The following is a 13,320-nucleotide window of genomic DNA, read 5'->3' as shown; positions in this document are numbered from 1 at the left end:
ATAAAAATATAGAAGATGATGAAAAATGAAAAGAAAGCATTAGAGGAGTTCTTCCAGATTCAGCATGTGGATGAGATGGAACCATTCTTTATGAATATAGTGAGTGGTACCGATCTGTGGACTTTTATGTCAAGTAACGGTGGTATCACAGCAGGCCGTCGCAGTGCTGACTGGGCTCTCTTCCCTTATGAGACCGATGACAGAGTGACAGCATCTGCTGAGAATACAGGTAGTAAAACCCTTATTCGCCGCAATGGGTATCATCATTGCTGGGAACCTTTTTCCATCCGGAGCGAAGCACAGTTCAATATTGTCAGAAACCTGTATAAGAACCGTATCGGTAATAGCGTCATCTTCGAGGAAATCAATAATGACTGGCAACTCGCTTTCCGCTGGCAATGGACACCAGGTGATCGCTTCGGTTTCCAGCGTAAGGCAACCCTGACAAACCTAGGGACAGAGACTGTTAGTCTAGAGGTATTGGACGGACTACAGAATATCATGCCCTGTGGAGTACCCAGTGGATTACAGCAAGCCTCCAGTAATCTGGTAAATGCCTATAAGGAAACACAATTAGAGCCACAGACAGGTATGGGTATGTTTAGCTTGAGCGCTATCATCATTGACAGAGCAGAACCCAGTGAGGCATTGCGTTGTAATGTGGCTTGGCAGGTGGGACTGGACAATCCCACACACTTGCTCTCTTCAGCACAGGTACCTGCCTTCCGAAAAGGACTTCCCTTGAAAGAAGAGACCTTAGTGAAAGGTGAATGTGGCGCCTATCTGCTAGGAACCTCCATGACCCTGCAGGCAGAGGAGAAAAAAACATGGACGATTATAGCTGATGTGATGAAAGACCAGACTGAGGTAGTAGCCCTCAGGGAAATGCAGAAACATATATCGATGCAAACTGCTTTAGACGAAGACTTGAAGAATGCTACAGCACTGTTGGTACAATTAGTGGCACAGGCAGATGGTATACAAACTACTTCCGACAAGGCTCGTACAGCACGCCATTTCTCCAATACAATGTTCAATATCATGCGTGGTGGAATACCTATGGACACTCCTACCCCGGAGAATCCTCTGCCATTAGGCTTTAGTCGTAGACATGGTGACCCTACTCGTCCTTGGAATAAGTTTAATATCAACACAACTGATCCAGTGACGGGAAAACCTGTATTGGACTACGAAGGAAACTGGCGTGATCTCTTCCAGAACTGGGAAGCGCTTGCCGTATCATATCCGACACTGCTGAAACCCATGACGGATAAGTTCCTCAGTTGTTCAACAGCTGATGGTTACAATCCCTATCGCGTCACTAAAGCAGGATTCGACTGGGAGACAGTGGATCCGTCAGACCCTTGGTCGTATATCGGCTATTGGGGTGACCACCAGATCATCTATCTGTTGAGACTGATGGAGGCAGAGGAGGCCCATACACCTGGAGAAATCGCTGCCCGTCTGGATATCCCTGCCTATCCCTTTGCCAATGTTCCCTATCGTATCAAGACGTATCATGAGATCCTGCTAAACCCCAAAGATACCATCCGTTTCGATGCATCACTAAACAACCAGATTAAGAAAGAGATGGCAGTGAAGGGGATAGATGCGGCACTGCTGAAAGGAACTGATGGCAAGACCATCAAAGTATCACTTTTGGAGAAACTACTAGTGTCACTATTAGCTAAACTCTCTAACTTCATCCCTGATGGTGGTATCTGGATGAATACACAACGTCCCGAATGGAATGATGCTAATAATGCTTTGGTAGGCGGTGGACTGTCGGTAGTGACATTGTGCTATCTACACCGTGCTCTGGTATTCTATAGAAATATTGTAGCTGCCTCACCGACAGCAACGTTTACTCTCTCTCGGGAAGTAAGTACATGGATGGACTGCACAAAGGATGCCCTTGCACTGACATCCACACAGGAAGTCATGAATGCCTTGGGTGAAGCTGCCACCACTTATAGGCAGAAGATATATACCCAGTCGTTCTGTGAGGGCAACATACAGGTACAACGTGAGGACGTGCTGTCATTCCTAACAGCAGCACTGATTCCTGTGGAGCGTAGTATTCGTGCCAATCGCAGAGATGACGGTCTATACCATTCTTATAATATTCTAGAACTGTCAAAGGGACGCTTTGCCGGCATTCGCACTCTCCCAGAAATGCTGGAGGGACAGGTAGCTGTGCTCAGCTCTGGGGTCCTCTCACCCAAGGAAGCGCTCGCCGTACTGGATACACTTCGCACCAGTCGTCTCTATCGAGAAGACCAGCAGAGTTACATGCTCTATCCCAATAAGGAATTACCTGGCTTCTTAGAGAAAAACTGTCTACCAGGAGATGCCCTTGACCGTTCTGCCTTGCTGAAGAAAATGATCAAAGAGGGTGACAAGCGTCTAGTCAGTCAGGATGTATGTGGAAAACTGCACTTCAACGGAACGTTCCGCAATGCCGCAGACTTAGCCATAGCGATGAAGAACATCGATGTGACGGAAGACGAACAGAATGTCCTACTAGATTTGTTTGAAGAGACCTTCGATCACAAGGCTTTTACTGGTAGAAGTGGTACCTTCTACGCCTATGAGGGATTGGGTAGCATCTATTGGCACATGGTATCGAAACTAGTGGTGGCTACACAAGAGTGTTATTTCCAGGCATTGGATAGCAATGCGCCAGAGACAGAAGCATTAGCCAAACACTATCATGCCATTTTGGAAGGAACAGGTATTCACAAGGACGCACGCCAGTATGGAGCATTTTCGACAGATGCTTATTCGCATACCCCCTGGGGCAAAGGCGTACGTCAACCAGGAATGACAGGACAGGTAAAAGAAGATATCCTCACTCGCTTCGGTGAACTGGGTGTAAGGATAAAAGACGGAAAAGTGACCTTCTCCCCCACTCTTCTTCGGGATGATGAGTATCTGCCTGACGGCACACTCACATTCTCCTATTGTGGAGCACAGATTACCTATCATCGTGGCAAGGGAGAAGGTATCACCTTGTCAAAAGCAGACAGCGCCCGTCTGTTTGCACGCCAGATGACAGAATTAGAAATCAATGTATAACTAAAAACACAAACATCATGAAGACTAAAGCGTTGTTAATGATAGCAATGGCATTACAAGCATGTTCCCAGAAAGAGAGTATCACAGTCTGGGAGACCTCTTCTGAAGGAGACAAATTGGTACAAAAAACCGAGTTTGCTTTCATGGAGAAAAAAGTCGCTATCGAAGTAAACAGTAGTGAAGAGCGACAGACACTCGTTGGTATTGGTGGTTCCTTCACAGAGGCAACCTCCTCGTTGTTGGCACGAATGAGTAAAGAGAAGCGTCAGGAAATCATTGATGCTTACTTTGGAGAAGACGGTGCCCGTTACTCACTCACCCGTACCCATATCGGATCTTGTGATTTCTCGAAGGGCAACTATTGCTATGACGAAGTGAAGGGTGACACCTTATTAAAGAACTTCAGCATTAAACATGACGAGGAGACATTACTGCCACTGATTAAGGATGCCCAGGCTGCCTCCCGTGATGGTTTCAAGATAGTGGCATCACCTTGGTCTGCTCCTTTCTGGATGAAGGACAATCAGAATTATGTGGGTGGCGCTTTGCTGCCTGAGTGCCAACAGGTATATGCTAATTATCTGGTAAAATATTTAGAGGCTTACAAGGCTCAAGGCGTAGACATTTGGGGTATCACTCCCGTGAACGAACCATATGGAAATAATAATAATTGGGAAAGTATGTACTTTGACCCGAAATATGAAGCCGCCTTTGTACGTGACTACATGGGACCCACCTTTGAAAAAGCAGGATTTGGTGATGTCCAGATATTAGGATACGACCAGAACCGTGCTGGTATTCCACAATGGGTGGATGCCATGTATACTGACGAGGCTACTGCAAAATATTTCGGTGGAATCGCCGTCCACTGGTATGAGAGTACCGTTGAGTGGCAACCTGACATGTTGAACCTTGCCCATGATAAAGCACCTCAGAAGCATATCATTGAGACAGAAGGGTGTTGTGATGCGGAGATACCTATCTGGAAAGACGATGCCTGGTACTGGAAGTGTGAGGGTACGGACTGGGGATGGGACTGGGCACCTGATGACCAGAAACATCTGCATCCAAAATATGTACCTGTATTCCGCTATGCCCGTGACCTCATCGGTTGCCTTAACAACTGGGTAGACGGTTGGATAGACTGGAACATGGTGCTGGATCGTCAAGGTGGACCTAACTGGGCTAAGAACTGGTGTCTGGCTCCAGTTATCGTCGATCCCGAAGTTGATGAGGTGTATTTCACCCCGATGTACTACGCACTCGCCCACTTTAGCCGTTTCCTTCGTCCTGGTGCAAAAGTACTAAGTGTTAAATGTGAAAGCAAAGAAGTGATGGCTACTGCCGTCCGTAATCCTGACAAGACACTGGCTATTGTGGTGATTAATCAAGGACAATCACCTATTGGTCTCGACCTTACCATAGATGGTAAGCACTATGATCTGTCTATTGCTAAAGAAGCTATTCAAACCATTACATTGCCATGAAACAGACCACTATCACCTCTACAGGCAGACTGAGCTTTGGTCAGAAACTCGCCTACGGCTCAGGAAGCCTTACCAATAACCTGCTGCCCGCCGCATTGGGTGTGTTTATGTACTTCCTCGTCACAGGATTTGGAATGGATCCATTCTTGGCAGGTTTATTAGGTGGAATCCCGCGTTTCTTTGACGCGCTAACCGACCCTATCATGGGCTATATCTCTGATAATAGTCGTACAGGATGGGGACGTCGTCGTCCGTATATTTTCGTCGGCGCCATTGTTACTGGTATTCTCTTTATCCTGCTATGGCAGATGAGTCCTGAAAACGGTCAGACATTTAATTTCTGGTACTTTCTGGTCATGTCTCTCTTGTATATTACGGGAAACACCATCTTCAGTACTCCGTTCATCGGACTGGGTTACGAAATGTCAGACGACTACAACGAGCGTACCCGTCTGATGGGTATCACAAATATCATCGGTCAGACAGCATGGATGATAGTACCTTGGTTTTGGGCTTTAATCTCTAACCCCGACTATATCTTTGCCACACAGGTGGAAGGTGTTCGCAAATTATCTATTGCCGTTGGCGCATTGTGTATTCTCACAGGAATCATGCCAGCCATCTTCTGTAAGGAGCCGCCACTTTCCGAGGATGCCAAGAACCGTCAAGGCATCACTATGTCTGGAATGTGGAACGTTATGAAAGATATCTTCAAGAATCTGGGAGAGGTGTTTAGTAACAGACCATTCCTACGGCTGTGCGTTGCTACTTTTCTGGTATACAACGGTTTTCAGATTGTGGCTGCCTTCAGTAACTATATTATTGTATATTATATGTTCAATGGTGACTATTCACTTGCCAACAACTGGCTTACCTGGTCATGGGTACCTACACTGTTCCGTTCGGCATCTGCTTGGTTTGCCACTGTAAATGCCCTTATCACCGCCTTCCTGGTAATTCCTATTGTCACTTGGATGGCTGCTAAATATGGAAAGAAACAGGCTTTTGTCATTTCCACAGTACTCTCTATCGTTGGATATATCATGAAATGGTGGGGATTCAGTCCTGAGAATCCCTGGTTGATGTTCCTGCCATTACCTCTCATGTCGTTCGGTATGGGTGGATTGTTCACACTTATGATGAGTATGACAGCCGATGTATGTGATTTGGATGAGCTTCATAACGGACTACCCCGAAAAGAGAGTCAGTTTGGGGCTATCTACTGGTGGATGGTGAAGATGGGACAGTCCTTGGCACTGGTACTGAGTGGAGCGATTCTCAAATGGGTGGCTTTCGACCAGAATGCAGCTATCCAGACCCCAGAGACACTTACTAATTTGCGACTGGCTGATATTATTGTTCCTGCCGGATCAGCATTCATTGCTATCTTTGTAATGATAGGTTATAACCTGACAGAAGACAGGATGAATGACATCAAGGAGAAACTAAAAATCAAGAGAAGTCAGCAACAATAAATAGGTTATTCTTCAGCAGATTCACAAAAAAAAGAGTCTGCTGAAGAATTTCATACGAAAAATAACGATTATATGGCGTTTTTTAGCTATATTTGTCCCCAAAATAAAGCGGGCTTATGCGATTATTGGCGTTTTTATTTTATTTATTAACCTCCGTTTCGGTCCTGGGGCAATCACCAAATCAAGGGGCTTTATTACAGGAGATTGACAGGGAAATTGACCGTTTCCCAGTTTATGTAGCACAGCATGAAGGGCTCATCAAAGAAGCCCGCAAACGCTTAAATGCGGCAGAGCGTCCAGCCGTCAAATATGAGGATGCATTACAGCTTTACGAATTATATAAAGCTTTTGTCAGTGACTCCGCCATCTTCTTTTTGTCTGAGGCTATCAAATATGCGGATTTGGTAGGTAATCCCTCTGAGACAGCTCGTTGCCGTTGTCTGATGGCAATACGCTGTACCAATGTCGGCATGTATGATGAAGCCCAAATCATATTGGACAGCATCAATATAGAAGGACTCGACAAGGCTGCCTTAGGAGAGTATTACAAGGCTCGCACTAATGTATATAATGAACTTGCCTACTATACCCAGTTGGATCTTATGCGACAGCAATATTGGCAATTGGCAGGAAAATACGAAGCATTAATGTATGAGACACTGCCTCCTCAGGATCCAGAATGTATGCTGCGACGGGAGTTGGCAAAGCAGAATGCCGGTGATCTGAAAGGGTCCATGAAAATCAATGATGAATGGTTGAAGTCTGTGGAAAAAGGAAGTCATCCTTATGCTTTAGTGACTCTCTATCGTTTTTTGGAATATAAGGCACAGGGAGATACCATTCAGATGATGAAATGGCTGAAAGAGTCCGTACTTGCAGATATCCGAAATGGTGTGATGGATCAAGGCTCTATGTGGGAGCTAGCCAACCAGCTGATGCTGATGGGTGACATAGACCATGCCTATCGCTATATCAGTTTTACCAGTGACTGTGCTGGTCGCTATGGTTCCAGACAACGTCGCTGGCAGATAACTCCTTTATTGACTGCAATAGCCAATGACTATAAGGCTAAGAGTGAACGCACCACCACCCAACTATGGGTGTTGTTAGGTGGAACCAGTGTTCTCGCCTTATTGTTATTGATTGCCTATTTCTTCGTCAGACGCCGCAACCTACAGCTTGCCATGGCTCGTAATGCTCTCCATCTGACCAATGATCAATTGGCGACCCTCAATCAAGAATTACAAGATGCCAATAACCAGTTGTCATCTACCAATGAGCAGTTTGCTGTGCTTAATGCTAAACTGAAAGAGGCGAACGTTGTGAAAGACGAGTATATCGGACGCTTCCTATCTCTTTGTGCCCAGTATGTAGATAAACTTGACAACTATCGGAAGATGGTGAATAAGAAAATGAAAAACAAAGAACTAGAGGAGCTCTACCGCATCACGAAATCCACCGAACTGAAAGAAGAGGAGATAGAGGAACTCAACCAGAACTTCGATTCTGTTTTCTTACATCTGTTCCCTAACTTTATTGACGATTTCAATGCCTTGTTAATGCCAGAGGTGCAGATACATCCAAAAGAGGAAAACCGCCTAACAACGGATTTGCGTATTTTCGCCCTGATCCGGCTTGGAATTGAGGATTCCTCAAAAATAGCGGAGTTCCTGCATTACAGCGTAAATACCGTATATAATTACCGAGCACGCATCAAGAACGGAGCCATAGGTAACCGAGAAGCTTTTGAACGTCAGGTCAAGGAATTGGGTATGCCACAATAAGGAAGAAAATGTAAAATGCAGATGACATTTTTTAGATTGTGTATCATCTGTTTTGTTAATCAATGAAAAAAAAAAGCACAGGAACATAAAAACTTTAAACTTTAAACTTTGAACTTTGAACTTTTTCGTAACTTTGCACGAGAAAATTTATAAAATCACTTTTAATCAATAGTATAATTATGGTAAATTACAAGGATTTAGGTCTCGTCAATACTCGCGAGATGTTCAAGAAGGCTGTAGCTGGTGGCTACGCTATCCCTGCTTTCAACTTCAACACAATGGAGCAGATGCAGGCTATCGTACAGGCTGCCGTTGAGACAAAGTCACCTGTTATCATGCAGGTTTCCAAGGGTGCTCGTAACTATGCTAACGCTACTATCCTCCGCTATATGGCTGAGGGTGCTGTGGCTTATGCTAAGGAGCTGGGTTGTGAGAAACCAGAGATCGTGCTTCACCTTGACCACGGTGACAGCTTCGAGCTCTGCAAGGACTGTATCGACATGGGCTTCTCTTCAGTGATGTACGACGGTTCTTCACTGCCTTACGAGGAGAACGTCAAGATCTCTCGTCAGGTTGTAGAGTATGCACACAAGTATGACGTTACCGTAGAGTGTGAGCTCGGTGTCCTCGCTGGTGTTGAGGATGAGGTTGCCTCTGAGGTAAGCCACTACACCAAGCCCGAGGAGGTTATCGACTTCGCTACCCGCACAGGCTGTGACTCTTTGGCTATTTCTATCGGTACTTCTCATGGTGCTTATAAGTTCAAGCCCGAGCAGTGCACACGTGACCCGAAGACTGGCAAGCTCGTTCCTCCTCCACTCGCTTTCGACGTGCTGGCTGAGATCGAGAAGAAGCTTCCTGGATTCCCCATCGTGCTCCACGGCTCTTCTTCCGTTCCACAAGACGAGGTTGACACGATCAACAAGTACGGTGGTAACCTGCCCGACGCTGTAGGTATTCCTGAGGAGCAGCTCCGCAAGGCATCTAAGAGTGCTGTCTGCAAGATCAACATCGACTCTGACTCTCGTCTTGCCATGACCGCTGCCATCCGTAAGTATCTCGCTGAGCATCCTGACCACTTCGATCCTCGTCAGTATCTGAAGCCCGCTCGTGAGAACATGAAGAAGATGTACATCCACAAGATTGTGAACGTACTCGGTTCTGATGGAAAACTGGGATAATCCCACACATTATTTATAATATAATAGAAGCCTCGGACACTTGTTCGAGGCTTTTTTGTACCCTTTTGTTGTAAAAGTGTCGCTCCAACACCTCTATACGTTATCCACTTTTGGAGCCTTTTGATAATATTATAACTAACTGACATTCAATTTGATATAAAAACAAAGAAAGAGAAAAATTCCACTTATACTACTATACACGCTTGTTTTGCATGAAAGGATGTCGTAATTTTGCACCGTCGAAAGATAACAACGACGAACATTCTCTGAAATTTAAAATTTATACATTATTTATATGAAAACAATTTTTAAAAGCCTGATGATGTTAACAGCAGTCGCAACAATGACTGCTTGTGTGAAAGACAGCCTGGATATGACGCAGACGGAGAAAGCCTCCAAAGCATCATACGCTGAGAATTTCTCTAAGAAATATCCTAATGTGAATCTGAATCAGAACTGGGATTACAGTACAAAATATAGTTTTTACACCTTGGGTGAAACTCATACGATGCGTTCAGCCAACCGTGCTGCAGGTGAAATGGGATACACGATGAGTAACGATTGGTATGAGGTAGACAATGCGTCACTTGAATGGATGCATGAAAAACTGATCGAAGGTAAAAACAACACTTTACTTGGTAAACCTTTCTATATGAAAGCACCAGGTAATGATTTCACCATCGTACCCATCTATCAGGGTGTAGCCGGCGCATTGTGGGATTTACACGTTGTCATTGGCGGTGTGGATTATAAGGTCTGGGAGAAAATCAACTTTGCAAGACTGGGAGGTACGGAACCTGCTGAGGGAGAGCGTGCCACACAGAACGAGACATTGGTTGGTACTATTCAGATTAAAGAACCAGACAATCAAGAGTGGCATAACCTGCATGGCTCTGAGGAAAGCTGGGGCTATGGTCACTGGAACAGTCTGTACACTACCGATGGTGAAGTGGACGCTGTAAGGTCAAGAGCCTATACCTTTACTGGTTTCCCTGCTGGCACAGAGATGTATTTTTATCTGGATATCATTGAAGACGGCAACGAGAGAAATGGTAATACGATTACAAAACACTACCAGGACGTAGGTGATAAGCAAATGTCTATCAAGGGTATGATGCTTGCACTGACAGACTGCCCTATTCCTGCTAACCTCACAGGTAACGAAGCTATGATCGTCGGTTGTGAGGACGCAGACAAAGACGGCAGCGACTGGGACTACAACGACCTTGTGCTTCTCGTATATGGTGAGCATATACCACAGCCTATGGTTATTGAGGAAGGTGAGACCATTGAGGAGGTGAAGACCGTCCGTTATATGATTGAGGACCTCGGCGCGACAGATGACTTCGATTTCAATGATATCGTATTAGATGTTTCTGAGATCCGCAGCCTCACTCCTACCTATATCACATATACTGACAAGACTGTCACCGTGTGGGAAGAGACTGACTATCGCCAGGAAGCTACTATCCGTCACCTCGGTGGTACACTGCCCTTTGTCCTTCAGATAGGAGATACTGAGTTGGAGGAGCGTCCAGGTGTTCTCGGAGCAGATCCTAATGAGACTATCCCAGTGACTGGCTGGAATATCAACAAGCACAATATCAGTATCAAGGTACGACAGAATGCGAGCAGCAGCGTCTTTAACAATATCGTTTTCCCGAAATATGGTGAGGTTCCGATGATTATCGCTGTTGACCCCTCACAGAATTGGATGGACGAACGAATAAGCGTTCCAGCATCTTGGTTCTATATTCCCTGAAAATATAAAGTTTTTGATTCATGATAGATAAATAGAACTCGAATCATGTAAGCGTATAAGACTCGTTTCTTAGTTAGGTTAATAGTTATGAGTTCATTGTTAGTTAGTTAGTAGTTGGAAAAGGATGTCTGCGGGAGCAAACATCCTTTTTGTTTTTTTATGAGCAAAAAGCATTGGCTTTGCTGAAAATGGTGTATCTTTGCAGCATTCAAACATAAGAAGAGATGGAAAATATGCAATTTGACAACAAACGCCGTATCTTTGGAGCGATAGCTGGTCCGCTTTTAGCAATTTTGATATGGTGGTTACCTTTTGAGGCACTGTCTGCGGAGGCTCATCATTTGCTAGCAATCATGTCCTTGGTAGCTGTCTGGTGGATTACCGAACCGGTGGCTATTCCAGTCACCTCGTTACTTGGTCCCACACTCTGCGTCCTCGTAGGTGTGGCACCAGTAGACAAGGCATTCTCCAATTTCGCCAATCCCTTGATATTCTTGTTCCTGGGTGGTTTCCTCTTGGCAAAGGCTATGATGGTGAACGGACTGGATAAGCGTATCGCCTATGGTGTCATGTCGATGAAATGGGTGGGCGATTCTCCTCGTCGCATCTTCTTAGCTATCGGTCTTGCCTGTATGATGTGCTCTGGATGGATCAGTAATACGGCTACGGCGGCAATGATGTTTCCTATCTCCCTTGGACTCTTGGAGGCTATTCGTACTATGATGGCTGCCAATGGCAAGGTGATAGACCTTAAGAACTACAAATATGCCACAGGACTGATGCTGATGACAGCCTATGCCTGTTCCATCGGAGGAGTGCTGACACCTATCGGTACACCGCCAAATATCATCATGCTGGGTTTCCTTGATGAGTTGGCTCCGCAGGCACCTACTGTTTCTTTCTTCCAATGGATGATATGGGGGGTTGTGGCAATGGCCTTGTATTTCTTGGTTGCTTATGTCGTATTGTGGCGAATGTTCCCTTCCGATGTCAGTCATATCCAGGGAGCCAGAGAGTTTATCCGTAGCCGTGTCGAAGAGTTAGGAGGCTGGACACGTGCCCAGAAGAACACTATGATTGCTTTTGGCGTTGCTGTCGTGTTATGGGTGGCTCCCAGTGTACTGAGTTTGATACACGGACCGCATTCAGAGATTATGAAGGCATACGATAGCCATTGTCCTGAGAGTATCGCTGCTATGGTGGGCGGACTGTTCCTGTTCTTCTTGCCTGTCGACTTGAAGAAAGGTAAGATGACGCTCGACTGGAAGGAAGGTGTGGAAGGTATTGAATGGGGTACCTTGTTACTCTTCGGCGGCGGTTTAGCCATGGGTAGCCTGATGTACACCACAGGATTGTCAGACTGGATTGGCGGCGGCATTAAGGAGATGATGGGCGGTCAGCCGTCAGAGATACTCTTTGTGGGTGTTTTCTGTGTCACCTGTCTGTTGTTGGCAGAGTTCACTTCCCATACGGCAGCCATCAACCTGATAGGCTCCATAGCTATCGGAACAGCTGTCTCATTAGGTTTCAATCCTATTCCTGTGGCAGTAGGTGTTGCATTAGCATCCTCCTTAGGCTTTATGATGCCGGTATCCACACCGCCTAACGCTATCGTCTATGCATCAGGTATGGTGCCGATCACGAAGATGATCCGTTCTGGAATCATCATTGATATCATCGGTGTCCTGCTCATCACGATACCTATCGTCCTCCTGCTTGTCAAGGCAGTGGTGGGTGGATAATTATTTGGTGGTATCCAGGTCAGATGCCTTTCCCTTGTATACTGGGGCACGTTTCTCCAAGAAGGCATTGATGCCCTCCTGATAGTCGGCACCTTTGTAAACACGGGTGCGATAGGCATTGATACGCTCGAAACTCTCTGAGGGGATGACAGAAGAGGCACGGCTGAGGATACGGAATTGTCGTTTGATAGCACTAATAGACAACACACTATTACGACGCAGGGGGTTCAGAAAATGCTCTTCCAATACACTCTCCAACTGGTCGGGCTCAGCGACGCGGTTAATTAATCCGACATTCAGAGCATCGCCAGCCTCAATAGGGGTAGCAAGGAAGAACATCTCTCGTGCCTTGTTAAGACCCAACTGATTGATGAAATGCATGATACCCGATGCATTATAGGGAATACCGATCTTGGCAGGTGTGATGGCAAATGTGGCAATAGAGGAACTGACGATCATATCACAAGACAGGCAGAGGTCACAGGCACCTCCCCATACAGTACCATCCACACAGGCAATGACAGGGATCGGTGTCTCCTGTACCTTTCGGATCAGTTTCTCCATGGGCACGTCATAGGCAAGAGGGTCGTTACCGTCCTGAGGTAACTCACGGATATCATGTCCCGCACTCCACACGCCTTTCTTACACTGTGCCTTGATGACGATGCCCACACATTCCTGGTCATAGCCATACTGCAGACTTTCGATTAACTCCTGACACATCTCCTCGCTCAGACAATTGAAATGGTCAGCATTCTGCATCTCCACGTAGCAGATGCGCTCTTTGATAACTGCACTTACTAAGTTCATC

8 protein-coding genes are annotated in these 13,320 nt (G+C 45.8%); 7 read left to right on the top strand and 1 reads right to left on the bottom strand.

The annotated features are described in order from the left end of the window. The first annotated feature begins 15 nt into the window (after positions 1 to 15). From BM257_RS04260 to BM257_RS04230, 7 genes are all read left to right on the top strand, one after another. On the top strand, positions 16 to 3,078 hold the full coding sequence (locus BM257_RS04260) for a hypothetical protein (RefSeq protein ID WP_092068720.1): 3,063 nt from the start codon (positions 16 to 18) through the stop codon (positions 3,076 to 3,078). 17 nt (positions 3,079 to 3,095) lie between these two features. Beyond that, positions 3,096 to 4,565, top strand: coding sequence for a glycoside hydrolase family 30 protein (locus tag BM257_RS04255; RefSeq protein WP_218154492.1), 1,470 nt, complete (start codon positions 3,096 to 3,098; stop codon positions 4,563 to 4,565). After that, positions 4,562 to 6,040 (top strand): MFS transporter, encoded by a 1,479-nt coding sequence (locus tag BM257_RS04250; RefSeq protein WP_092068717.1) that lies wholly within the window; start codon positions 4,562 to 4,564, stop codon positions 6,038 to 6,040. Before BM257_RS04255 ends, BM257_RS04250 begins: the two co-directional genes overlap by 4 nt. Positions 6,041 to 6,156: 116 nt before the next feature. Further along, complete coding sequence (locus tag BM257_RS04245; protein ID WP_092068714.1) at positions 6,157 to 7,824, top strand: DUF6377 domain-containing protein; 1,668 nt, start codon at positions 6,157 to 6,159, stop codon at positions 7,822 to 7,824. Between the two features lie 179 nt (positions 7,825 to 8,003). Continuing rightward, positions 8,004 to 9,005: a class II fructose-bisphosphate aldolase gene (locus tag BM257_RS04240; RefSeq protein WP_092068711.1), complete on the top strand. Its 1,002-nt coding sequence runs from the start codon at positions 8,004 to 8,006 to the stop codon at positions 9,003 to 9,005. Between the two features lie 319 nt (positions 9,006 to 9,324). Then, positions 9,325 to 10,767: a hypothetical protein gene (locus BM257_RS04235; protein WP_143096739.1), complete on the top strand. Its 1,443-nt coding sequence runs from the start codon at positions 9,325 to 9,327 to the stop codon at positions 10,765 to 10,767. 224 nt (positions 10,768 to 10,991) lie between these two features. Continuing rightward, entirely contained in the window at positions 10,992 to 12,509 is a 1,518-nt protein-coding gene (locus tag BM257_RS04230; protein WP_092068706.1) for an SLC13 family permease, read from the top strand. On the opposite strand, the gene scpB is transcribed toward BM257_RS04230, so the two are convergent. Next, a complete protein-coding gene (gene scpB / locus BM257_RS04225) occupies positions 12,510 to 13,319 on the bottom strand; it encodes a methylmalonyl-CoA decarboxylase (protein ID WP_092068703.1) in 810 nt (269 codons plus the stop codon). Position 13,320: the final 1 nt, after the last annotated feature.

The organism is Prevotella sp. tf2-5 (assembly GCF_900115435.1).
GTDB lineage: Bacteria > Bacteroidota > Bacteroidia > Bacteroidales > Bacteroidaceae > Prevotella.
Note: the sequence above shows the minus strand (reverse complement) of the source record. Positions and strands in the feature narration are given on the sequence as shown.

Bases quoted from the DNA above. Each gene is read 5' to 3' on its own strand.
- BM257_RS04260 (WP_092068720.1), top strand. From the start codon at position 16: ATGATGAAAAATGAAAAGAAAGCATTAGAGGAGTTCTTCCAGATTCAG.
- BM257_RS04255 (WP_218154492.1), top strand. From the start codon at position 3,096: ATGAAGACTAAAGCGTTGTTAATGATAGCAATGGCATTACAAGCATGT.
- BM257_RS04250 (WP_092068717.1), top strand. From the start codon at position 4,562: ATGAAACAGACCACTATCACCTCTACAGGCAGACTGAGCTTTGGTCAG.
- BM257_RS04245 (WP_092068714.1), top strand. From the start codon at position 6,157: ATGCGATTATTGGCGTTTTTATTTTATTTATTAACCTCCGTTTCGGTC.
- BM257_RS04240 (WP_092068711.1), top strand. From the start codon at position 8,004: ATGGTAAATTACAAGGATTTAGGTCTCGTCAATACTCGCGAGATGTTC.
- BM257_RS04235 (WP_143096739.1), top strand. From the start codon at position 9,325: ATGATGTTAACAGCAGTCGCAACAATGACTGCTTGTGTGAAAGACAGC.
- BM257_RS04230 (WP_092068706.1), top strand. From the start codon at position 10,992: ATGGAAAATATGCAATTTGACAACAAACGCCGTATCTTTGGAGCGATA.
- scpB (WP_092068703.1), bottom strand. From the start codon at position 13,319: ATGAACTTAGTAAGTGCAGTTATCAAAGAGCGCATCTGCTACGTGGAG.